Here is a 20,588-nt window from a genome sequence, read left to right as displayed (position 1 = left end):
AGAAGGAAAGATGTCCACTCAGAGCTACACCGTCTCCGGCATGACGTGCGGCGGCTGCGCCGCGAAAGTGAGCAAGGCCGTCGAGCAGCTGCCCGGCGTCACCGACGTGAAAGTCGACGTGAACTCCAGCGGCCTCACGCTCACCGCCGAGCAGTCGGTGGAGGAGTCCGTTGTGCGACAGACTGTCGAGGACCTCGGCTACCAGCTCGGCGACGCCCCCGCCGACGACGGCCGCACCCACCTCGGCCTCGTCTGAGCTTCTACCGCTTGTGGACGGCGGCGATGAGGTCGGCGAGCGCGGCCGGGTCGAAGACGCCTGAGTACGGCTCGGTCTCGACGCTGCTCGCCACGAGCACCTCGTCGATGGAGTCGCCGTAGTCGGCGAGATTGTCGAGCGACACGCCGCTGGCCACGGCGAGCGGCCGGTCGCCGAGCGCGTCCTTCATGGCGGCGAGTTTGGCGGGCGTCGGCGGTGTGCCGGTGCCGGCACCCGAGGTGGTCGTCACATCGACATGCGGGCCGAGCGCCTCGACCTCCCCGCGCGCCGCCTCGGGGTCCTCGGTGAAGGCGCGGGTGTACTTGAACGCGACGCCGCCGTACAGGATCGTGTCGGCGAGGGGCGAGTCCATCAGATCGACGCGGAGGCGGCGTAGCGCAGGCAGGCTGTCGCCGCGGGCGTCGTCGACCCAGAGGGCGTCTGGAGCCTGACGCAGTTCCCGTCGGCGCAGGGCCTGGCGCAGCGTGTCGTAGGCGGTCGCTGGCCCGCCGCACAGCAGGTTGAGGCCGAGAAACGCCTCGGGCATGGCGCGTCGGGCGGCCGCGAAGGCCCGCAGCAGATCGTCCTGGCCGAGGCGCCCGTGGTCGATCAGGAAGACGCCGTCGGCTCCGAGCTCGAGCGCCCGTTCGGTCTGCTCCAGGACTTGACGTCGTGACCGCGCGTGCACCACCGGGAAGATCCTCATCGTCCCACTCTCCACCATGCGCGTCCCGACCTGCTCGACATCGTCGGCGTGGCGTAGGACACGATGGAAGGGAGAGTCGAACGAGAGGATCGCCATGTCGACGGAAGCCGACGTCACCGCGCTGTGGAGCCCGGACGCCGAGAGCGTCGAGACCGCTCGGATCACCGCTTTTCGTGAGCAGGCCGAGCGACGCTCCGGGCTCGACCTGCCGGACTACGACGCGCTGTGGCGGTGGTCGGTCGACGATTTGGAGGGTTTCTGGGCCACCGTCTGGGAGTTCTTCGGCGTCGATCGGCACAGTGACTACGACCAGGTGCTCGCCGACGACACGATGCCGGGCGCGCGGTGGTTCACCGGCAGTCAGGTGAACTACGCCGAGTGGCTGCTCGCGCAAGGCGACGCCGACGACATCGCGGTGATCGCCACCGACGAGACGGGCCAGAGCCAGAAGTGGACGAGGGCCCGTCTGCGGGAGGAGACCGCCGCGCTGGCCGCGACGCTGCGCCGGCTCGGCGTTGGCCAGGGCGACGTCGTGGTCGGCTATCTGCCGCACGTGCCGGAGACGATCGTCGCCTTCCTCGCCACAACCTCGCTCGGCGCGGTCTGGTCGGGGGTCGGGCAGGACTACGCCGCCGACGCCGCGGTCGACCGGTTCGGCCAGTTGGAGCCCTCGGTCCTCATCACCGCCACCGGCTACTGCTTCGGCGGCACGCTCCACGACCGGCGTGGCGAGGTCGCCCGGCTGCGCGAGGGTCTGCCGACGGTCACCGAGACCATCGTCGTCCCGCGTCTGGGCTTCGAGGCCGACGGGCTCGGCACGACCTGGACCGACGCGGTCGCCGAGCTCGCCGACTGGGCGCCGGTCCGGGTCCCCTTCGACCACCCGCTGTGGGTCTTGTTCTCCTCGGGGACGACGGGCGTGCCGAAGGGTCTGGTGCACGGCCACGGCGGCGTGATGCTGGAGATGCTGAAGGCGAACGGTCTGCACTCCGACATCGGACCCGGCGATCTGCTGTTCTGGTACACCTCGCCGAGCTGGGTCATGTGGAACATCCAGATCTCCGGGCTCGCGGTCGGCGCGGCGGTGCTCTGTTACGACGGGTCGCCGGGCTCGCCCGAGGTCGGCTCCATGTGGGACGTCGTGGCGCGTCACGGGGTGACGTTCTTCGGCACGAGTCCCGGCTATCTCCAGGCCTGTCAGAAGGCGGGCGTCGAGCCGCGGACGGACCGTGACCTGGGCCGGCTGCGCGGCATGGGCAGCACGGGCTCGCCGTTGCCGCCGGACGTCCACCGCTGGCACGCCGAGCAGCTTCCCGGTGTGCCGCTGTGGTCGCTCAGCGGCGGCACCGACGTCGCGAGCGGCTTCGTCGGCGGCGCCCCGAGCGTGCCGGTGTGGCCGGGGGAGCTGTCGGTGCGCTGTCTCGGCGTGTCCTTGGAGGCGTGGAGCGAGGCGGGGGAGCCGGTCGCGACGGGCGAGGTCGGCGAACTGGTCATCACCCGGCCGATGCCGAGCATGCCGGTCAAATTGTGGAACGACTCCGAGGGCGACCGGTACCGCGACGCCTACTTCGAGATGTTCCCGAGCGCGTGGCGGCAGGGCGACTGGATCACGCTCACTCCGCGTGGCAGTGCCGTCATCCACGGCCGGTCGGACTCGACGCTCAACCGCAACGGCGTCCGCATGGGCAGCGCCGACATCTACGCCGCCGTCGAGACGGTGCCGGGGGTGGTGGAGTCGCTGGTGATCGGCGCCGAGCAGCCCGACGGCTCCTACTGGATGCCCCTGTTCGTGGTGCTGGCCGACGCCGTGGAGCTGGACGACGATCTGGTGGCCACGATCAGGACCCGGGTGCGCGAGCGCGCCTCCGCCCGCCACGTCCCCGACGAGGTCATCGCCGTCCGCGGCGTCCCGCACACCAAGACCGGCAAGAAGCTGGAGATCCCGGTCAAGCGCTTGTTGCAGGGGGCCGAGTTGTCGAAGGTCGCCAACCCGGCGTCGGTCGACGACCCGACCTTGCTCGACGACTACGCCGCCCTCGCCCGTGAGAGAGTTTCGCCCCGTCGATGAGAGACTTCTGACCCTCTCAGGAGAGACTTCTGATCCAGGTCAAGGGGAGAAACTCTCTCATCGGTGCTGCAGAAGTCTCTCATCGCGGATGGAGTGGAGACTCGGTTGTCATTCCCTGGGTGAGAGGAACGGCAGGATTTGCGCCCGAGTGGGGCGATCCGGTCGAAGCGAGAATACCGCGTGTCCGTGTTCGGCGACGGTCTGTTCGATACCGGCGAGTTGCGCGAGGAGGTCGGCTGCGAGCTGTTCAAAGTTCAGGATGTAGTCGCGGGCGATCACGACGGTCGGGCTGGAGGCGTGTTGGTCGGCCAGATATTTCGTCAGCTTCTTGTCAGCGGTGAGAAGCACTGCCTCATATTGGCGGCACCAGTCGAAGATGTCCTCGTCGGAGGCTTTCTCCATCGCTAGGTCATGGGTGTGCTGAACATCGTGCCCTGCGCTCGCTAGCCGCTGGGCGAGCGAGGGCGGGAGATTCTGATCGACGAGGAGTCTCACGCGGGTTGGGTCGACGGCAGGTAGAAGTCGCGGTCAGCGAGGCTCGCCGCGTAGCTCAGGACTTGGTACAAATCCTCGATCTCGAGGAAGTCGAAGGCGGCGCGGATCTCCTCGAAGGTCTTTCCCGCCGCCAGGAGTTCGAGAAGCTGCTGCGCGCTGAAGCGGTACCCACGGATGCATGGTTGCCCGCCGAGCTTGTCGCTCTCGACGGTCAGACGGTCGAAACCGGGGACGGTGGTGGCCATGCGTGCGAGTTTACGCCGGTCGTCTGGTCGAGAGAAGGCTTAGGAACACATGCCGCCGAGGGGCGGGGATGGGGGAGAGAAGAACTTCGGCGGGGTCTGGTTGAGGTGAGGCTGCGTTCCCTGCATACTAGGAACTGTCTGGGGCGTTGAGCCCTGGAAAGTGAGCCCGAGACCCGACCGGACGGTCGTGGCGCTCGGGCCTCGCGCGTTCACACCTCCTGGGCGACGTTCGTCAAGGGTTGTACCCGTCGTCGCCATTCGCCTCCACGAGCCCATGACCAGGCGACGGCGTCGGGGATGATCAGGCCTATCTCCTCATGAAGCGAGGCGTGCCGGTAGGTCACGCGTCCCCTCAGGCCCAGTGCGCGTGTTCTCTCGATCATGAGTTGCCGGTCCCACGTCACGAGGCTCTCGTCACGGTCCAGAGTGATCTGGGTTTCCGTTCGCCGGTCGATGTCCCGGAGAAGCGCTTCGAGACAGCGGTCTCGCCGTTGGCGTTCGGGGTGGGCACGTCCGGCGTCGTAGACCGCGAGACGCAATCCGTGGTCGACGAGTTGCTCGACGACGTCGATGATCTGCTTCCTGCGCCGCTCGCTCTCCTGCTTCATGTGGAGGGTTCGTTGGCCCGGCAACACGAGTTTCCGTAGCTCTGCTCTGGCGAGCGTCACCTGTTCATCCGGCATGGTCGCGGCTGCCACCGCGTAGCTTTTGGCCTTCGTCTCGTCGACGAAAACTGTCTCTCTCATCGGGGACCTGCTTCTCTGTCTCGCGACGGTCGCCTCATGGGTTTCCTCAGCGAGCGCCCGCGGCGTGGAGGGCGGCGTGGGACATGCGGTGGAGGAGGGCGGCCATGTCGGCGCGCTTGAGGCGGGCGCTGTGCGGGGTGGAGTTGATGAGGCCGAAGACCGCGTGCGCGGCGGAGCGGGCGTGGGCCTCGTCGGCGCCGGTCGCCTCGACGACGGTCGTCACCCACAGCTCGACATAGCGACGCTGCAGCCGGCGGACGGTGCGGCGGTCCTCCTCGGAGGCGCTCGCCAGATCGCGGAACTGCACGGTGATGAGCGCGGGCTGGGTCAGCGCGAACTCGGTATGCCAGTCGATGAGCGCGTCCAGCACCGCGTCGGCCCCGTCGGCCCGCGCCGCCTCCGCGCGGGCCGACCCCTCGCTGAGCAGCCGTTCGGAGATCTGCACGAGCATCGCGCCGAGCAGCGCCTCCTTGCTCGCGAAGTGCTTGTAGAGCGCCGCGCCGGAAGTGCCCATCGCCGTGCCCAAGTCGTAGATCGACACGCCGTGGAAGCCGCGCTCTGCGAACAGCCCGGCGGCGACCTCGACGATCTGCCGCCGCCGGTCGCCGCGACGGCGGGAGGGGGCGGACGAGGCGGACATCGCTCCACCCTAGACGGGCCGGCGTGCTTTTGGTAACCTTCCCCAGGGTTATCGACTGATAACCAATGGCGTGAGGAGCGAGATGTTCGAGCTGTCCAGGGAGCACGAGGACTTCCGCAAGGTCGTCCGGGATTTCGCCGAGCGGGAGATCCGCCCGCACGTCGCCGCGTGGGACAAGGCGCACCACTTCCCGGTCGACGTCGTCCAGAAGATGGGCGACCTCGGGCTGATGGGCTTGATCGCGCCGGAGGAGTACGGGGGAGCGGGCGGCGACTTCACCACGCTCTGCGTCGCCATCGAGGAGCTCGGCCGCGTCGACCAGGCGCTCGGCATCACCCTGGAGGGCGCCGTCGGCCTCGGCATCAACCCGATCCTCACCTACGGCACCGAGGAGCAGAAGCAACGCTGGCTGCCCGACCTCGTCGCCGGCCAGCGGCTCGCCGGCTTCGGCCTGACCGAGCCGGGCGCGGGCTCCGACGCCGGCGCCACCCAGACCAAGGCCGAGCTCGACGGCGACGAGTGGGTGGTCAACGGCGCCAAGCAGTTCATCACCAACTCCGGCTCGGAGATCACCTCGCTCGTCACCGTCACCGCCCGCACCGGCACGCGGGAGGACGGCTCGGCGGAGATCTCGACCATCATGATCCCGTCGGGCACGCCGGGCTTCGTGGCCGAGGCCGGCTACGACAAGCTCGGCTGGCACATCTCCGACACCCATCCGCTCAGCTTCACCGACTGCCGCGTCCCCGCCGAGAACCTGCTCGGCGAGCGCGGACGCGGCTTCGCGCAGTTCCTCGCCACCCTCGACGACGGCCGCGTCGCCATCGCCGCGCTCGCCGTCGGCCTCATCCAGGCCTGCGTCGACGAGTGCGTGCGGTACGCGAACGAACGGCAGGCGATGGGCGGTCCCATCGGCCGTAAGCAGGGCGTCGCCTTCCAGATCGCCGACATGGAGGTCATGCTCCAGGCGTCGCGGGCACTGACCTATCAGGCCGCCGCCATGAAGGACGCGGGCGCGCCGATGAAGTCCTTCAAGCACGCCGCCTCCATCGCCAAGCTCTACGCCACCGAGTCGGCCGTCACCGCCACGCGGATCGCCACGCAGGTCTTCGGCGGCTACGGCTTCATGGAGGAGTACCCGGTCGCCCGCTACTACCGCGACGCGAAGATCCTCGAGATCGGCGAGGGCACCAGCGAGGTCCAGCGCATGCTCATCGCCCGCGGCCTCGGCCTCCCGGTGGAGTGAGCACGATGACCGAGAAGCGCGTCACCCAGCGCGGCCTGTGGTTCGAGGAGTTCGAGGTCGGCACGGTCTACGAGCACCGTCCCGGGCGCACCGTCACCGAGGCCGACAACGTCCTGTTCACGACGCTCACGATGAACACTCAGCCGCTGCACCTCGACCAGGCCGCGAGCGAGGAGCTGCCGCCCTTCCACGACCGGCTGGTGAACTCGATGTTCACGCTGTCGCTGCTGGTGGGCCAGTCGGTCTCGCAACTGACGCTCGGCACCATCGTGGCGAACCTCGGCTTCAGCGAGATCGCCTTCCCGAAGCCGGTCCGCCACGGTGACACGCTGTACGGGGAGACGCTGGTGGTCGACAAGCGTCCGTCGAACAGCCGCCCCGGCGAGGGCGTCGTGACCTTGCGGCACACGTCGCGGAACCAGCGCGGCGAGGTCGTGGCGGTGGCGACGCGTCAGACGTTGGTGAGGATGGCGCCGGATGAGTGAGTGGACGCCGGGGCCGGCGTGGATCTTCTGTCCGGCGGATCGGCCGGATCGGTACGCGAAGGCGTCGGCGGTGGCCGACGTGGTCATCCTCGATCTGGAGGACGCGGTCGCGCCCGCCGCGAAAGCGGGCGCGCGGGAGGCGTTGCGCGGACTCGACCTCGACCCTGACCGCACGGTCATCCGGATCAACGACGCGAGCAGCCCCGAGCACGCCGCCGACGTCGCGCTGGTCGCCGAGCTCGGCGTCCGCCGGGTCATGCTCGCCAAGTCCGAGACGCCCGAGAGCGTGGCGGTGCTCGACCACGACGTCGTGCTGCTGATCGAGACGCCGCTCGGCCTGGAGAACGTGGGCGCGCTCGCCGCGACCGAGAACGTCGTCGGTCTCATGTGGGGCGCGGACGACCTGGTCGCGGGTCTCGGCGGCACCGCCAGCCGTAAGGCCGACGGCGGCTACCGCGACATCGCCCGCTTCGCCCGGTCCCGTTGCCTCGTCGCGGCCAAGGCCCACGGATTGCTCGCGCTCGACGCCGTCTACATGGACATCCCCGACACTCACGGCCTCGCCGCCGAGACCGAGGACGCCGTGGCGGTCGGCTTCGACGCCAAGGTCGCCATCCACCCGTCCCAGGTCGCGGTGATCCGCAGTCTCTACACCCCCGACGCCCACCAGGTCGCCTGGGCGCGACGCCTGCTCGACCACGTCGGCGACGACCGCGGGGTCGCCACCTTCGAGGGCCGCATGGTCGACGGCCCGATCTACGCGCAGGCCGAGCGCCTGCTGCGACGGGCCGCCGCGACAGGAGCGTTATGAGTGAGTCACTGGCGGAGCTGTCCGCCGAACTGCGCGCACGGCTGGCCCGCGCCCGCGAGGGCGGCAGCGAGCGCGCCCGCACGAAGCACACCGACCGCGGCAAGCTGCTGCCCCGCGAGCGGGTGGACCGGCTGCTCGACCCCGGCTCGCCCTTCCTCGAACTGAGCCCGCTGGCCGCCTACGGCATGTACGGCGACGACCCGTGGGCCGTGCCGAGCGCCAGCATCGTCACCGGGATCGGGCGCATCGAGGGACGCGAGTGCGTGGTCGTGGCCAACGACGCCACGGTCAAGGGCGGCACCTACTACCCGATGACGGTCAAGAAGCACCTGCGCGCGCAAGAGGTCGCCGCGCAGAACCGGCTGCCGTGCGTCTATCTGGTCGACTCCGGCGGCGGCTTCCTGCCGATGCAGGACGAGGTGTTCCCCGACCGCGAGCACTTCGGCCGGATCTTCTTCAACCAGGCGAACATGTCCGCGCGCGGCATCCCGCAGATCGCCGCCGTGATGGGCTCGTGTACTGCTGGCGGCGCCTACATTCCGGCGATATCCGACGAGTCGGTGATCGTCAAGGAGCAGGGCACGATCTTCCTCGGCGGCCCGCCGCTGGTGAAGGCGGCGACCGGCGAGGTCGTCACCGCCGAGGACCTGGGCGGCGGCGACGTCCACGCCCGGCTGTCGGGCGTGGTCGACCACCTCGCCGCCGACGACGCGCACGCGCTGGAGATCGTGCGCGACATCGTCTCGACGTGCGAGCGTCCCACCGCCCCTTCCATCGAACGGCAGCCCGTCGAGGAGCCGCTGGAGGACCCCGAGTCGCTGTACGACGTGGTCCCGTCCGACCTGCGCACCCCCTACGACGTGCGCGAGGTGATCCGCCGGATCGTCGACGGCTCGCGCTTCATCGAGTTCAAGAAGCTCTACGGCGAGACGCTGGTGACCGGCTTCGCGCACATCTGGGGCTACCCGGTCGGCATCGTCGCCAATAACGGCATCCTGTTCAGCGAGTCCTCGCTCAAGGGCGCGCACTTCGTGGAGTTGTGCAACCAGCGCGGCATCCCGCTCGTCTTCCTGCAGAACATCACCGGCTTCATGGTCGGCCGCGAGTACGAGACCGGCGGCATCGCCAAGGACGGCGCGAAGCTCGTCACGGCGGTGTCCTGTTCGGTCGTGCCGAAGTTCACCGTCGTCATCGGCGGCTCCTTCGGCGCGGGCAACTACGGCATGTGCGGGCGCGCCTACGACCCCAGGTTCCTGTGGATGTGGCCGAACGCGCGCATCTCGGTGATGGGCGGCGAGCAGGCCGCGTCGGTGCTCGCCACGGTCCGAGGCGACTTGGAGACCGAGGAGGAGGTCGAGGCGTTCAAGGCTCCGATCCGCGAGCAGTACGAGACACAGGGCTCGCCCTACTACTCGACCGCGCGGCTGTGGGACGACGGCGTGATCGACCCTGTCGACACCCGCCGCGTGCTGGGTCTCGGCCTCGCGACGACCGCCAACGCACCGAGCCCAGAGCCCTCCTACGGCGTTTTCAGGATGTGAGCCCCATGTTCTCCTCTGTCCTCGTGGCCAACCGGGGCGAGATCGCCTTGCGCGTCTTCCGCACCGCCAAGGCGATGGGCCTGCGCACCATCGCCCTCTACACCGACCTCGACGCCAGCGCCCCGCATGTGCGCGACGCCGACGAGGCCGTCCGTGTGCCGAACTATCTCGACATCGACGCCGTCGTCGCGGCGGCGGTGTCGGCGGGCACCGAGGTGGTGCACCCCGGCTACGGCTTCCTGTCCGAGCGGGCCGCCTTCGCCGCCGCGCTGGCGGAGGCGGGCGTCGCGCTCGCCGGTCCCAGCGCGCAGGTGATGGAGCGCATGGGTCGCAAGGACGCCGCCCGCGAGGTCGCGCTCGCGGCGGGCGTCCCGGTCGTGCCGTCCTATGGGCTCGCCGACGACCCGGAGGGCTTCGCCTATCCGATGCTCGTGAAGGCCGCCGCCGGGGGTGGCGGCAAGGGCATGCGGGTCGTGCGGTCGGCCGAGGAGCTGCCCGAGGCGGTGGCCGCCGCCGGACGCGAGGCGGCCAGCTCCTTCGGCGACGCCACGCTGCTGATCGAGAAGTACGTCGAGTCCGGGCGGCACCTGGAGGTGCAGGTCATGGGCGACACGCACGGCACGGTGCTGCACCTGTGGGAGCGGGACTGCTCGACGCAGCGCCGCCATCAGAAGGTGCTGGAGGAGGCCCCCGCGCCTACGATCGACGACGCCACCCGCGCGCGCATGACCGCCGCCGCCGTCGCCCTGTCCCGCGAGGTCGGCTACGTCGGCGCGGGAACCGTGGAGTTCCTGCTCGACAACGCCACCGGCGAGTTCTACTTCTTGGAGATGAACACCCGTCTTCAAGTCGAGCACCCGGTGACCGAACGGATCACGAAGCTCGACCTCGTGGAGTTGCAGTTGCGCGTGGCGGCGGGGGAGCCGCTGCCGCTGACGCAGTCCGAGGTGGGCTGCCACGGCCACGCCATCGAGGCGCGCGTCTACGCCGAGGACGCCTTCGGCGGATTCCTGCCGCAGGCCGGCCGGGCGACGCGGGTCTGGTGGCCCACCGGCATGCGGATCCGCGTCGACCACGCGCTCCACAGCGGCCAGGAGGTCAGCACCTCCTACGACCCGATGCTCGGCAAGATCATCGCCTACGGCTTCACCCGGGAAGAGGCGCGGCAGGCGCTCGTCCAGGCGCTGGACGACACCGCGATCCTCGGGCTCACGACGAACACCGGCTTCCTGCGGGCCCTCGTCGCCAGCGAGGAGTTCGCGGCGGCGTCGATCGACACCGCCTGGCTCGACCACCACGAGGTGACTCCGCCCGACATCGACACCGCCCGGCTCGCCGCCGCGTGGGAGTGGTTCGACGCGCGCCGCGAGGCCGACGGACCCTTCGCCTCCGATGGATTCCGGCTCGGCGCGACGTGCAAGCCTCCGGTGGTCGTCCTGGACGAGGACGTCGTGCTCGACCGTCGGCGTCCGGACGGCGTCGCGGCGTCGAAGGTCGGCCGCGACCAGGTCGAGCTGGTCTGGCGGGGACAGCGTTTCGTCTTCGCCCGCCCCGACCGCGACGCCGACCAGCGCGGCCCCGGCGACGGCGGCGTGCTCGCGCCGATGCCCGGCACCGTGCTCGACATCCGGGTCGCCTGCGGCCAGGAGGTCGCCGAGGGCGAGGTGCTCGGCGTCATGGAGGCGATGAAGATGGAGTTGACGCTGCGAGCGCCCGTCGCGGGCACGGTCACCTCGGTCGGCGCGACCGCCGGCGACCAAGTGCCGCTCGGAGCCGTCCTGTTCGAAGTGAGCGCGACTACCATCGAAGGATGAACGTGACGATCGCCGTGCGCGGCACGGACAGTGTTGAGACGCTTGCTGAACGGGCGAGGGTCACGGCGGTCGTGAGCATCGACGGACCGCAGGCGGTCTCGGTCGTCCACGCCGTCACCACATCAGTGGAGCGACTGAGAGCTGGCCTTGACGAACTCCATGACGTGGAGCAGGGACCAGTGACCTGGTACCGGGTCGCCGAGGTGACCACCGGTTCACACCGGCCGTGGTTCCCTGACGGTGAGAAGCGCCCGCTGGTGTTCCGAGCGACCGCGTTGGTCGAGGTCTATTTCGTCGCTGACGCCGGGGCGCTGGGACGGTGGGTGGTGGCGACGAGCGATCTTCCGGGGTTTTCAGTGACGGGTGTCTCTTGGGAGTTGAGCCCTGGGACGCGATCCCGGGCTGAGCGGGCGGCTCGGCAAACAGCCATCGCCCACGCGGTCGAACAGGCGAACGATTATGCCGAAGCCTTGGGGCTGTCGTCGGTGGAGGTGCGTGAGATCGACGACCGTTCAGGTGGCACCTTCCCCCAGCCGAGGGTTTTCGCGATGGCGGAGGCCGCACCGGACGGCGGCGACCTGTTCATGCCTCCCGTCATCGAGGTGACCACCTCGGTCGACGCCACCTTCGTCGCGGTCCGATAGCGTTCAGCGCGTGGTGGATCAGGCGGATGTCAGGCTGGCGGTCTCGCTCGTGCGCGAGGCGGCCGATCTCGCCGCGCGCATGCGCGCCGCGGGGGTCGCGGTCCGGGAGAAGACCTCTGTCTCCGACGTCGTCACCGACGCCGACCACGCCGCCGAGGCGTTCGTCGTGGAAACGCTGCGGGCCGAGCGTCCCGACGACGGCCTGCTCGGCGAGGAGGGCGCGAGCCACGATGGAACGAGCGGCCGTCGCTGGGTGATCGACCCGGTCGACGGCACCTACAACTTCGCCTCGGGCTCGGACTACTGGTGCTCGGCCATCGCCTTGACCGACGGCGACGAACTGCTCTTCGGCGCGGTGGCGCACCAGTTGAGCCACACCGTGTGGGTCGGCGGGCCGGAACTGCCGTCGACGGTCAACGGCGAGCCGATCCCGGTGCGTGAGGACGCGGAGCTGTCGGGATTGAGCGTCGCGAGTTATCTGCACCCGCCGGGCATCGTCGACGACGCGGCGCGCGAGCCCTTCCTCGCGGCGGCCTCCGGCGCGGCCACGCTGCGCATGCTCGGGTCGGGGTCGATGGACCTCGTCGGTGTCGCGACGGGTCGGGTCGGCGCGTGGTTCCAGCACAGCACGCCCGCCTGGGACTGGCTGCCGGGAGCCGCCATCGTCGCGGGCGTCGGCGTGCTGGCCGAACAGGTCGAGGCGCGGGGTCTGCGTTGGTCGGTGGCCGGGCCGCCGAGCGCGGCGGGCGAGCTGGTCGACCGGCTGAGCGGGACGGAGTCGGCGTGATCGGCTCCGTCGCGGTGTTCTGCGGGTCGCGTTTCGGCGACGATCCGGCGTACGCGGAGGCTGCCGTATTGGTCGGGCGGACGCTCGGCGAGCGGGGTGTCCGCGTCGTCTACGGCGGTGGCCGGGTCGGGCTGATGGGCGTCGTCGCCGACGCCGCGCTCGACGCGGGCGGCGAGGTCGTGGGGGTCATCCCGCGCTCCCTCGATGAGCGGGAGGTCGCTCATCAGGGCCTGACTGAGTTGTACGTCGTCGAGACGATGCACGAGCGCAAGGCGATCATGGCCGAGCGAGCCGACGCCTTCCTCACCCTCCCCGGCGGTATCGGCACGTTGGAGGAGATCGCCGAGCAGTGGACCTGGACGCAACTCGGCATCCACGCCAAACGCGGCGGCTTCCTCGACGTCGGCGGCTACTGGCGACCGTTGCGGACCATGATCGACACCATGGTGGCCCAAGGCTTCTTGGCCCCTGGCCAGGCCGACCTGATGACTTTCAGCGACGACCTCGACGAGCTGCTCTCCTCCTTCTAACGCTCGCGAGAGACTTCTGCACCGCTGATGAGAGACTTTCGCACCGCTCGCGAGAGGCTTTGGCCCCTGTGATGAGAGAGTTCTGACCCGCTGGCGAGAGAGTTTGAACGGCAGGGCTCGTTCAAACTCTCTCGCGACGGGTGCGGAACTCTCTCGCGACGGTTAAGAAGCCGCCGCGTGCCAGCGGCCGTCGGGGGTGCGGGTGACGGTGATGGGGTGGTCGAAGCAGGCGCTCACCGGCCCGTCGGTCAGCACTTCCTCGACGGGGCCGGCCGCGACCAGCCGTCCGCCGGACAGCAGCGCGGCGTGCGTCGTGCCACGCGGCAACTCCTCGAAATAGTGGGTGACCACGATGGTCGTGATGCCGGGCGCCGACAGCGGCAGGTCGTCGATCGTGCGCAGCATGACCTCGCGGCCGACGAGGTCGAGGCCGGTCGAGGGCTCGTCCAGCAGGAGCAATGGCGGTTCGGCCATCAGCGCCCGGGCGATCAGGGCGCGGCCGCGTTCGCCCTGTGACATGGTCCGCCAGCGCAAGCCGCCGCTCGGCAGGCCGACCGCCGCCAACCACTTCTCGGCCCGTTCGATCTCGTCGTCGGCCGGTTTCCAGTGGGGCACCCATTCGGTCGTCCCGGTGACGCCGGTCAGCACGAGGCTCAGCACCGGCAGGTCGGATTGGGTGGGGTGGCGCGGCTCGACGAGGCCGATGGACCGGCGCAGCTCGCGCAGGTCGACCCGCCCCATGACGCTGCCGAGGATCGACGCCGAGCCGCGGCTCGGAAAGGTCGTCGCCGAGCAGATGCCCATCAGCGAGCTCTTGCCCGCGCCGTTCGGCCCGAGCAAGGCCCACTGCTCACCCGCCCCGACGTTCAGCGAGACGTCGTCGAGGATCGTCCGCCCGCCCCGGATGAACGAGACGGAGTCGAGCGCGATGGCGGGGGTCGGCTGATCGGCCATGCCCTCACCGTACGTCCCCCTGGACGCGGTGAGTTATCCACCTTTCCTGCCTGAGCGGTGGCTCATCCACCCTATGAGCGCGCATAGGGTGGATGAGCCACCAACGACAGGGCAAAGGTGGACAACTCACCGCCTTGAGGGGGAGCGGAGGAGGAAGGTCGCGGCGAGGAAGGAAATGAGCGCCAGAGCTGCGGTAGCCACCGCGACCTGGAGCAGGCTCGCCCCTTCGTTGGGCAGCGTTGGCGTGGCGGTGTCGGCGAGCGTGGCCTGGGTCGCGACGAGGCGCGGGGCGGGGCGCTCCTCGGACTCGGAGGCGTCGTCCCACTCGTAGCCCTCGCCGTTCGCGCAGGTCTGCCGGGCGGGGAAGAGCAGCGTCTCCCCGACGCTCCCGGTCAGACGCGCCACGACCGTGAACCGCTCGCCCGACTTGTCGCCGATACCCGGGCCGCTGAACACGACCTCGCCGCCGGTCGCCTCGGCCGTCCATCCCTCCGGCCCGACGCCCTCGACTGCCTCGGCGCCCGCGGGCAGGCCGATCGCCATCTCCGTCGTCGGTGAGCCCTCGCAGCTGTGGTCGAAGGTGAACGACAGCTCCACCGAGCCGTCGCCGCGCGGCGTGGTCTGCTCCAACAGCACATGGGCGGCCGCTGGCGAGGCCGGCCACCAGCAGGCCAGGGCGACGAGCCCGACGACGATCACGCGCCTCACGGGGCCACCTCCAGGACGACGGCGTCGCTCGGACGCTCGTAGGTCGAGACACGGACCGCGACCGCGATCCGCCAGTCGCCCTCGATGGGCAGGTCGACGCTCCCCTCGTAGGAGCCCGGCGCGACCTCGGCCAACTCGTGGGTGAACGGTCCGAGGTCGAACTCCTCGATACCCACAGAGACGGTCGGCGGCTCCAACGCGGTCACCGGCTGCCCGTCGGCGTCGACGATGGTCAACTGCGCCGCGTTCGTGCCGATCAGGCCGGGGGTGAGGGTGAGCGTGGCGTCGTAGGCCTCGCCCAGGTCGAGGTCGAAGCTCTCCCGCGCGGGACCGGCCTGCGCGTCGGCGGTCGCGCTCGGCGGCACCTGGGTCACCAGCCCCGCCGTGACCGCCACGACCAGGCCCACCAGAGCGACCTCCGCGCCCACCGTCCGGCGGAGCCGTCCGACGCTCAGCGAGCCTCGGACGACGTGTAGATTCCACGCGCCGACACCGACGAGCACGACCACCAGCGCCACTTTGACGAGTAGATGGACGCCGTAGGACGAGTCAGGCAGGTCCGTCACGGTCGCCGGAACGCGCCACCACAACAGCAGCCCGCTCGCCGTCAGCACGGCCACCGACCCGAGCGCGAGCGCGGAGAACCGGCGCACCGCGTCGGCCAGCCGCACCGCGCGGACGTCGCGACCCGCCGAGAACAGGATCGTCAGCCCGACGAGCCCGCCCGCCCACAGCGCCGCCGCCACGACGTGCAGCAGGTCGGCGGTCAGCACGAGGGGGACCGGGCCGAAGGTGCGCGTGTGGCCGATGACCGCCAGCGACCCGAGCGCCACCGTCGCCCCCGCCAGCGCGACGGCCGGAGCCCGCCGCAGAGCGAGCGCGACGAGGACGAGCCCGGCGATCAGCACCGTGGCGGCGAGCGCGGTGTCGCCGCTCCACGTCGTGTCGTCGGCCAGCGCCCGGCCGAACCGGCTCAGCGGGGCCGCCGACTGCCACAGCGTCGTCAGCGGCGCCAACAGCATGGCCGACACCGCCGCGACGACCCCGGCCCCCACGCCGACGCGGCGCAGACGGCGGCGTGCGACGGGGGAGGAGTCGAGCGCGGGCCGCGCGACCAGCAGCGCGAACGCCAGGAGGCCGGTCGCCGCCAGCACGCCGCCGTAGCGAGTCGCCTCGGCGGCCTTGCGCAGCAGGTCGACGTCGCGCGGCGCCTCGGCCGTCGGCAACTCGACGCTGGTCGCCGAGGGCGCGCCGACCGAGAAGCTGAAACCGCCCGCGATCGGATGGCTGTCGGCCGAGATGACCCGCCACCCGACGATGTGCGTGCCGCCCGACAGCGGCTCGGACGGGGTGATCGTCACGACCGCGTCGGAGCCCTCGACCGTCGCCTCGACCGGTGCCCCGTCGGCGGTCAGCAACTCGATCCCGTCGGTCAGCCGAACCGGCTCGGTGAAGGTCAGCGTGATCGACTCCGGCGAGTCCGGCAGCACCGCGCCGTCGGCCGGATCGGTCGAGACGAGCGAGGCGTGCGCCGACGCGGGGCTGGCCGCCAACAGCCAGCCGAGCGCCAGGAGCAGCCCGGCGGACGCGATGACGCGCGCCCACCGGGTCACCATGGACATGGTCACGAGGAGCGACCGCTCCTGACGAAGGCCGCGCCGCCGAGCAGCGCGCCGAGCGCCCCGAGGGCCACCGCGACCCAGACCAGCGGGCTCGTCGCGTCCGACTCCTCAGCCGGTGAGGCGTCGTCCTCGCCGCCAGCGGCCGTGAGCGTGAACGACGGCGCGGGCGACTCCGGCTCCGGCTCGCCCTCGACCACCTCGTCGATCCACGCGGTCTCGCCCGCCGCGCAGGTCTGGATCGTCGGGAAGGCCACGACCTCGCCCGCCTCGCCCTCGGGCAGCCGCAACTGCAGCTCGAAGGCGTCGCGGTAGCCGTCGGGCAGCGGCGTCGTCGCGGTGTAGACCACCTCGGCGACGCGCTCGGTGTACTGGCCGCCGTGGCCGTCGTCGACCGGCTCGTCGAGGGTCTCCATGACCTTCTCGACGGTGTAGTCGGGGTGACGGGTGGGCGTGACGGAGTAGACGCCGCCCGGGATGGCGATGGAGACCTGGGTGGTGGGCGAGCCGTCGCAGCCGTGGCCGACGCTGAACGTCAGCACGGCGTAGCCGCCGGACTCGGTGGTGGACGGGGTGACGGTGACGTGCGCGGAGGCGCCGGCGAGCGGCGCCAGCGCGGTGCCGAGGCCGAGCGCGCCCGCGGCGCCCAGACGCGTCAGGGCAGCAGAGATTCTCATGAGGGGTCCTTTGAAGATCGGTCGACAGCCGTGACTCGGGCGAGCCACGGCGAGGGAGGTCAAGCGATCAGGACCGGGGGACCGCGTCGTCCGTGCGCGGTGGAGAACCAGCGGGCGGCGTCTCCGGAGGCGACGTGGAACGCCGCCGGAACGCTCGCCCGGGGAAGGAAGAGGGGAGTGAGCCGCGCCGCGCGGGCGCCGCCGGTCAGCCAGGCGTGCAGCCGCCACAGCAGCCCTTCGCCGAAGGCCAGTGCCAGCGCGCTGGCGAGCACGCCGACCCCGTGGGCCAGCGTCATCGACCCGTCGGACCACGGCGCGTGGTTGTGCAGATACTCCGACAGGCCGTGCACGCCGAGCTGCGCGAGCGACAGGAGTCCGAGGAGCGTCCCGACGCTCAGACGGCGTCCGGCCAGCAGCCAGGCGACCAGGGTCACGGCGAGGGCGGCGGGCACGACGGCGATCCAGGACGCGTGGGCGCCACCGCCGAGCACGTGGGCGACGACCGCGATCCCCGCGACGGTGAGCCCGGCCGCGCCGGCGCGCGCGACACGCAGCGCCCCGCCAGCCGGATCCCACATGCCGCGGACACTAACACCGTGGGCCGACGGGTACGCTCGGCAGCGCCATGAACGCCACCGCCGTCTCCTCGTCCGTCCGTCTGCTCGCCGCCGCTGTCGTGGGCCTGATCGTGCTGGCGGTCGTCGCCCCGCCTGCTTTCGCGCACGCCGGGATCGTGTCCTCGAATCCGGCGGAGGGCGCGACGCTCGACGCGCTGCCCGCGCGGATCGAGCTGACCTTCGACGAGGAGATGAAGCGGCCCTCCTACGTGACCGTCACGGCTCCGGACTGCTCGACGCTCACCGAGGACAAGGCCGAGGGCTCTATCGAGGGCTCGACGGTCGCCATCGACGTCGACGATCCCGGCCTCGCCGGAACGTACCGCGTCGACTACCGGGCCGTCTCCTCCGACGCACATCCGGTCAAGGGCTCCTTCGAGTTCGACGTGACCGGAGGCGAGGAGGCCTCGTGCGGCGCGCTGTCGAAGGTGAGCACGACCGGCTGGATCGCGTTGATCGCCGTCCCGTGGATCGTCTTCGGCGCGCTGTACCTGCTGCACCGGCGCCGTAGCGCCGCATGAGCCGACAGCCCTCCTCGCCCGGCCTCGCCGCGGCCGTCGGCGCCAGCGCGGCGTTCACCGTCTTCGCGGTGACCTTCGTGCTCGCCGGGTCGGCGCCGGAGCCCGCCGTGCCCGGCCTGCCCGACCCCGGACCGCTCGTCGGCTGGCTTGTGCCGACCCTCTCGCTCGTCGGCGACCTGGCCGGAATCACCGTCGTCGGCTTCCTCGGGCTCGCCGCGCTGTTGCTGCCCTCGTCGGGGCCGGACGTCCAAGGGCTCGCCGTCGACGCCGTGCGGATCGCCCGGTGCGCAGCCCTCGTCTGGACGGCCGCGAGCCTTACCCTGTACGTCGCGACGGCGGCCGACCTCTTCGCCGTCCCGCTGACCGGACTCGACACGAACATGCTGGTCGCGTTGACCGGCGACAGCGAGATCGGCCGCGCGCTGCTGCTCCAGGCGCTCGGCGCGGCGGTCCTCGCGGCGGTGCTGGGCTGGACGATCGGCGTGCGTGCGCTGGTCGGCTGGGGGGTGTTCGCCCTCGCGACGATGCTGCCGGCCGCGCTCACCGGCCACGCGGCCTCCGGTGGCTCGCACTCGCTCGCCAGCCTCAGCCTGTACCTGCATCTGGCCGGCGTCGCCGTCTGGGTCGGCGGGCTCGTCGCGCTCGGCTGGACCGCGCGGCGCGGCAGCAAACGCCTGGAGCCCGCCATCGCCCGCTACTCGACGCTGGCGCTGTGGTGCTTCGTCGTCGTCGGGGTGTCCGGCGTGCTGAGCGCCGCGGTGCGCGCCACCTCGCTCGCCGAACTCATGGCGACGTCCTACGGCGCGGTCGTGGCGGTCAAGGCGCTCGCGTTCGTCGTCCTCGGCGTGATCGGCTGGCGGCAGCGCCGACGGATCGTGGCCGAGGGCGGCGGCTTCCTGCGACTGGCCACCGTCGAGGCGTTGGTCATGCTGGGTACGGTCGGCGTCGCCGTGGCCCTGTCGCGCACCGCTCCGCCAGCGGGCGAGGTGCTGCTGACGCCGGCCGAGGACCTGCTCGGCGGACCGATGCCGCCCGCCCCGACGGTCGCCCGGATCGCCTTCGGCGTCTACCCGAGCGGCGTCGGACTCATGGTCGTGGGCCTCGGCATGGCCGCGTACGTCGCGGGCGTCGTGGTGCTGCGCCGTCGCGGCGACCGCTGGCCCGTCGGCCGGACGATCGCCTGGACGGTCGGCATGCTCGTGGTGGCCTGGTCGACCATGGGCGGCCTCGGCGTCTACTCGCATGTGCTGTTCAGCGCGCACATGGTCAGCCACATGCTGCTGTCGATGGTCGCGCCGATCTTCCTCATCCTCGGCGCGCCGATGACCCTCGCCCTGCGGGCGCTGCCCGGCCCCCGCCAGCCGGGCGAGATCTCACCGCGCGCGCTGCTCACCGCCGCGCTGCACTCGAAGGCGGCGAGCCTCCTGACCCATCCGCTGGTCGGGCCGATCCTGTTCATCGGGAGCCTGTACGCGCTGTATTTCACACCGCTGTTCGACCGCTTGATGGGCAGCGTGCTCGGCCACGTCGGCATGGAGCTGCACTTCCTCGCCGTCGGCTTCCTCTTCTACTACGTGGTCGTCGGCGTCGACCCGTCCCCGCGCCAGCTCCATCCGCTCGCGCGCTTCGGCCTCGTCCTGGTGACGCTGCCCTTCCACGCCTTCTTCTCGATCGCGGTCATGTCGGCCACGACCGCCACCGGCGCGGCCTACTGGTCGGCCTTACAGCGCCCCTACGCCACCGACCTGGTCGCCGATCAGAACCTCGGCGGCAGCATCTCGTGGGCGCTCGGCGAAGTGCCGCTGCTGATCGTGATGATCGCCCTCGTCGCCCAGTGGGCACGTTCGGACCTGCGCGAGCAGCGGCGGGTCGACCGGGCCGCCGACCGTGACGACGACGCCGCTCTCAAGGCCTACAACGAGCGCCTGCGGCAGCTGTCGGAGCGGGAATGACGAACGCGCCGCGACCCGTGCGGGTCGCGGCGCGTTCAGCGTGTCGAGTCAGATCAGAAGATGATCTGTCCGCCGGTGGTGGCGGCGGTGAAGCGTTCTTGGGCGTCGTTCCAGTTGACGATGTTCCAGAAGGCTTTGACGTAGTCGCCCTTGACGTTGAGGTAGTCGAGGTAGAAGGCGTGCTCCCACATGTCGAGCTGGACGATCGGGATGAGCGTCGCGGGGATGTTGGCCTGCTGGTCGTAGAGCTGGACGACGAGGAGCTTCTGGCCGAGGGAGTCCCAGGTGAGGATGGCCCAGCCGGAGCCGGCGATGGTGAGGGCGACGTGTTCGAAGTGGGCGCGGAAGGCGTCGAAGCTGCCGAAGTTGTCGTCGATGGCGGCGGCGAGTTCGCCGGTGGGCTTGTCTCCGCCCTCGGGGGAGAGGTTCTTCCAGAAGATGGAGTGGTTGATGTGTCCGCCGAGGTTGAAGGCGAGGTTCTTCTCGATGCCGGCGATGGCGGCGTAGTTCTCGGTGGCGCGGGCTT

23 protein-coding genes are annotated in these 20,588 nt (G+C 70.8%); 12 read left to right on the top strand and 11 right to left on the bottom strand.

Annotated features, from left to right (window positions below; all coding sequences use genetic code 11):
• The first annotated feature begins 10 nt into the window (after positions 1 to 10).
• Positions 11 to 256 carry a heavy-metal-associated domain-containing protein gene (locus tag QM621_RS00115; protein WP_414988309.1) on the top strand — a complete coding sequence of 82 codons (246 nt, stop codon included), beginning with the start codon at positions 11 to 13 and terminating at the stop codon, positions 254 to 256.
• A 4-nt stretch (positions 257 to 260) separates the two neighbouring features.
• Here QM621_RS00115 and QM621_RS00110 read toward each other — a convergent pair whose 3' ends face one another.
• Positions 261 to 962, bottom strand: coding sequence for a hypothetical protein (locus QM621_RS00110; RefSeq protein ID WP_414988308.1), 702 nt, complete (start codon positions 960 to 962; stop codon positions 261 to 263).
• Between the two features lie 94 nt (positions 963 to 1,056).
• Between QM621_RS00110 and QM621_RS00105 the strand changes: the two genes are divergently transcribed.
• A complete protein-coding gene (locus QM621_RS00105; RefSeq protein WP_414988307.1) occupies positions 1,057 to 3,030 on the top strand; it encodes an acetoacetate--CoA ligase in 1,974 nt (657 codons plus the stop codon).
• 108 nt (positions 3,031 to 3,138) lie between these two features.
• On the opposite strand, the gene QM621_RS00100 is transcribed toward QM621_RS00105, so the two are convergent.
• The 4 genes from QM621_RS00100 to QM621_RS00085 all read right to left on the bottom strand — a co-directional run bounded on the left by QM621_RS00100 (position 3,139) and on the right by QM621_RS00085 (position 5,156).
• Positions 3,139 to 3,525 carry a DUF5615 family PIN-like protein gene (locus tag QM621_RS00100; RefSeq protein ID WP_414988306.1) on the bottom strand — a complete coding sequence of 129 codons (387 nt, stop codon included), beginning with the start codon at positions 3,523 to 3,525 and terminating at the stop codon, positions 3,139 to 3,141.
• Positions 3,522 to 3,770 (bottom strand): DUF433 domain-containing protein, encoded by a 249-nt coding sequence (locus tag QM621_RS00095; RefSeq protein WP_414988305.1) that lies wholly within the window; start codon positions 3,768 to 3,770, stop codon positions 3,522 to 3,524. The genes QM621_RS00100 and QM621_RS00095 overlap by 4 nt, the downstream gene beginning before the upstream one ends.
• A 209-nt stretch (positions 3,771 to 3,979) precedes the next feature.
• Entirely contained in the window at positions 3,980 to 4,438 is a 459-nt protein-coding gene (locus QM621_RS00090; protein WP_414988304.1) for a hypothetical protein, read from the bottom strand.
• A gap of 124 nt (positions 4,439 to 4,562) precedes the next feature.
• On the bottom strand, positions 4,563 to 5,156 hold the full coding sequence (locus QM621_RS00085; protein ID WP_414988303.1) for a TetR/AcrR family transcriptional regulator: 594 nt from the start codon (positions 5,154 to 5,156) through the stop codon (positions 4,563 to 4,565).
• Between the two features lie 82 nt (positions 5,157 to 5,238).
• On the opposite strand from QM621_RS00085, the gene QM621_RS00080 reads away from it, so the two are divergent.
• From QM621_RS00080 to QM621_RS00045, 8 genes are read left to right on the top strand one after another with little or no spacing between them, the layout of a single operon-like run.
• Positions 5,239 to 6,402 (top strand): acyl-CoA dehydrogenase family protein, encoded by a 1,164-nt coding sequence (locus QM621_RS00080; protein WP_414988302.1) that lies wholly within the window; start codon positions 5,239 to 5,241, stop codon positions 6,400 to 6,402.
• 5 nt (positions 6,403 to 6,407) lie between these two features.
• On the top strand, positions 6,408 to 6,887 hold the full coding sequence (locus QM621_RS00075) for a MaoC family dehydratase (RefSeq protein ID WP_414988301.1): 480 nt from the start codon (positions 6,408 to 6,410) through the stop codon (positions 6,885 to 6,887).
• Positions 6,880 to 7,698 (top strand): HpcH/HpaI aldolase/citrate lyase family protein, encoded by an 819-nt coding sequence (locus QM621_RS00070; protein ID WP_414988300.1) that lies wholly within the window; start codon positions 6,880 to 6,882, stop codon positions 7,696 to 7,698. The genes QM621_RS00075 and QM621_RS00070 overlap by 8 nt, the downstream gene beginning before the upstream one ends.
• A complete protein-coding gene (locus tag QM621_RS00065) occupies positions 7,695 to 9,239 on the top strand; it encodes a carboxyl transferase domain-containing protein (RefSeq protein WP_414988299.1) in 1,545 nt (514 codons plus the stop codon). The genes QM621_RS00070 and QM621_RS00065 overlap by 4 nt, the downstream gene beginning before the upstream one ends.
• 5 nt (positions 9,240 to 9,244) lie before the next feature.
• The gene (locus QM621_RS00060; protein WP_414988298.1) at positions 9,245 to 11,053 is read left to right on the top strand and encodes an acetyl/propionyl/methylcrotonyl-CoA carboxylase subunit alpha; all 1,809 of its coding nucleotides are present in this window, start codon (positions 9,245 to 9,247) and stop codon (positions 11,051 to 11,053) included.
• Entirely contained in the window at positions 11,050 to 11,697 is a 648-nt protein-coding gene (locus tag QM621_RS00055) for an SIMPL domain-containing protein (RefSeq protein WP_414988297.1), read from the top strand. Before QM621_RS00060 ends, QM621_RS00055 begins: the two co-directional genes overlap by 4 nt.
• A gap of 10 nt (positions 11,698 to 11,707) precedes the next feature.
• Positions 11,708 to 12,484, top strand: a complete 777-nt coding sequence (locus QM621_RS00050) for an inositol monophosphatase family protein (RefSeq protein ID WP_414988296.1) — start codon at positions 11,708 to 11,710, stop codon at positions 12,482 to 12,484.
• Positions 12,481 to 13,014 carry a TIGR00730 family Rossman fold protein gene (locus QM621_RS00045; protein WP_414988295.1) on the top strand — a complete coding sequence of 178 codons (534 nt, stop codon included), beginning with the start codon at positions 12,481 to 12,483 and terminating at the stop codon, positions 13,012 to 13,014. Before QM621_RS00050 ends, QM621_RS00045 begins: the two co-directional genes overlap by 4 nt.
• A 162-nt stretch (positions 13,015 to 13,176) precedes the next feature.
• On the opposite strand, the gene QM621_RS00040 is transcribed toward QM621_RS00045, so the two are convergent.
• The 5 genes from QM621_RS00040 to QM621_RS00020 all read right to left on the bottom strand — a co-directional run bounded on the left by QM621_RS00040 (position 13,177) and on the right by QM621_RS00020 (position 17,550).
• Entirely contained in the window at positions 13,177 to 13,968 is a 792-nt protein-coding gene (locus QM621_RS00040) for an ABC transporter ATP-binding protein (protein WP_414988294.1), read from the bottom strand.
• A gap of 126 nt (positions 13,969 to 14,094) precedes the next feature.
• Positions 14,095 to 14,676, bottom strand: a complete 582-nt coding sequence (locus tag QM621_RS00035; protein ID WP_414988293.1) for a DUF1775 domain-containing protein — start codon at positions 14,674 to 14,676, stop codon at positions 14,095 to 14,097.
• Positions 14,673 to 16,298, bottom strand: a complete 1,626-nt coding sequence (locus QM621_RS00030; protein ID WP_414988292.1) for a copper resistance protein CopC — start codon at positions 16,296 to 16,298, stop codon at positions 14,673 to 14,675. The genes QM621_RS00035 and QM621_RS00030 overlap by 4 nt, the downstream gene beginning before the upstream one ends.
• Before the next feature lie 2 nt (positions 16,299 to 16,300).
• Complete coding sequence (locus tag QM621_RS00025; protein ID WP_414988291.1) at positions 16,301 to 16,972, bottom strand: YcnI family protein; 672 nt, start codon at positions 16,970 to 16,972, stop codon at positions 16,301 to 16,303.
• Between the two features lie 59 nt (positions 16,973 to 17,031).
• Positions 17,032 to 17,550 (bottom strand): hypothetical protein, encoded by a 519-nt coding sequence (locus QM621_RS00020; protein ID WP_414988290.1) that lies wholly within the window; start codon positions 17,548 to 17,550, stop codon positions 17,032 to 17,034.
• 47 nt (positions 17,551 to 17,597) lie between these two features.
• Here QM621_RS00020 and QM621_RS00015 point away from each other — a divergent pair, with 47 nt between their 5' ends.
• Together QM621_RS00015 and QM621_RS00010 are read left to right on the top strand one after the other, a co-directional pair.
• A complete protein-coding gene (locus tag QM621_RS00015; RefSeq protein ID WP_414988289.1) occupies positions 17,598 to 18,110 on the top strand; it encodes a copper resistance CopC family protein in 513 nt (170 codons plus the stop codon).
• Positions 18,107 to 20,062, top strand: a complete 1,956-nt coding sequence (locus QM621_RS00010; protein WP_414988288.1) for a cytochrome c oxidase assembly protein — start codon at positions 18,107 to 18,109, stop codon at positions 20,060 to 20,062. The genes QM621_RS00015 and QM621_RS00010 overlap by 4 nt, the downstream gene beginning before the upstream one ends.
• A gap of 53 nt (positions 20,063 to 20,115) precedes the next feature.
• On the opposite strand, the gene QM621_RS00005 is transcribed toward QM621_RS00010, so the two are convergent.
• Positions 20,116 to 20,588 (bottom strand): superoxide dismutase (locus QM621_RS00005; RefSeq protein WP_414988287.1); only part of this gene is annotated, 473 nt, incomplete at its 5' end.

The organism is Aeromicrobium sp. (assembly GCF_047606445.1).
Classification (GTDB): Bacteria; Actinomycetota; Actinomycetes; order Propionibacteriales; family Nocardioidaceae; genus Aeromicrobium.
Note: the sequence above shows the minus strand (reverse complement) of the source record. Positions and strands in the feature narration are given on the sequence as shown.

Excerpts from the sequence above, each read along its gene's own strand:
- QM621_RS00010 (WP_414988288.1), top strand. The coding sequence starts at position 18,107 with ATGAGCCGACAGCCCTCCTCGCCCGGCCTCGCCGCGGCCGTCGGCGCC.
- QM621_RS00095 (WP_414988305.1), bottom strand. The coding sequence starts at position 3,770 with ATGGCCACCACCGTCCCCGGTTTCGACCGTCTGACCGTCGAGAGCGAC.
- QM621_RS00040 (WP_414988294.1), bottom strand. The coding sequence starts at position 13,968 with ATGGCCGATCAGCCGACCCCCGCCATCGCGCTCGACTCCGTCTCGTTC.
- QM621_RS00080 (WP_414988302.1), top strand. The coding sequence starts at position 5,239 with ATGTTCGAGCTGTCCAGGGAGCACGAGGACTTCCGCAAGGTCGTCCGG.
- QM621_RS00115 (WP_414988309.1), top strand. The coding sequence starts at position 11 with ATGTCCACTCAGAGCTACACCGTCTCCGGCATGACGTGCGGCGGCTGC.
- QM621_RS00060 (WP_414988298.1), top strand. The coding sequence starts at position 9,245 with ATGTTCTCCTCTGTCCTCGTGGCCAACCGGGGCGAGATCGCCTTGCGC.
- QM621_RS00085 (WP_414988303.1), bottom strand. The coding sequence starts at position 5,156 with ATGTCCGCCTCGTCCGCCCCCTCCCGCCGTCGCGGCGACCGGCGGCGG.
- QM621_RS00110 (WP_414988308.1), bottom strand. The coding sequence starts at position 962 with ATGAGGATCTTCCCGGTGGTGCACGCGCGGTCACGACGTCAAGTCCTG.
- QM621_RS00070 (WP_414988300.1), top strand. The coding sequence starts at position 6,880 with ATGAGTGAGTGGACGCCGGGGCCGGCGTGGATCTTCTGTCCGGCGGAT.
- QM621_RS00030 (WP_414988292.1), bottom strand. The coding sequence starts at position 16,298 with ATGTCCATGGTGACCCGGTGGGCGCGCGTCATCGCGTCCGCCGGGCTG.
- QM621_RS00015 (WP_414988289.1), top strand. The coding sequence starts at position 17,598 with ATGAACGCCACCGCCGTCTCCTCGTCCGTCCGTCTGCTCGCCGCCGCT.
- QM621_RS00025 (WP_414988291.1), bottom strand. The coding sequence starts at position 16,972 with ATGAGAATCTCTGCTGCCCTGACGCGTCTGGGCGCCGCGGGCGCGCTC.
- QM621_RS00105 (WP_414988307.1), top strand. The coding sequence starts at position 1,057 with ATGTCGACGGAAGCCGACGTCACCGCGCTGTGGAGCCCGGACGCCGAG.
- QM621_RS00065 (WP_414988299.1), top strand. The coding sequence starts at position 7,695 with ATGAGTGAGTCACTGGCGGAGCTGTCCGCCGAACTGCGCGCACGGCTG.
- QM621_RS00055 (WP_414988297.1), top strand. The coding sequence starts at position 11,050 with ATGAACGTGACGATCGCCGTGCGCGGCACGGACAGTGTTGAGACGCTT.
- QM621_RS00020 (WP_414988290.1), bottom strand. The coding sequence starts at position 17,550 with ATGTGGGATCCGGCTGGCGGGGCGCTGCGTGTCGCGCGCGCCGGCGCG.
- QM621_RS00075 (WP_414988301.1), top strand. The coding sequence starts at position 6,408 with ATGACCGAGAAGCGCGTCACCCAGCGCGGCCTGTGGTTCGAGGAGTTC.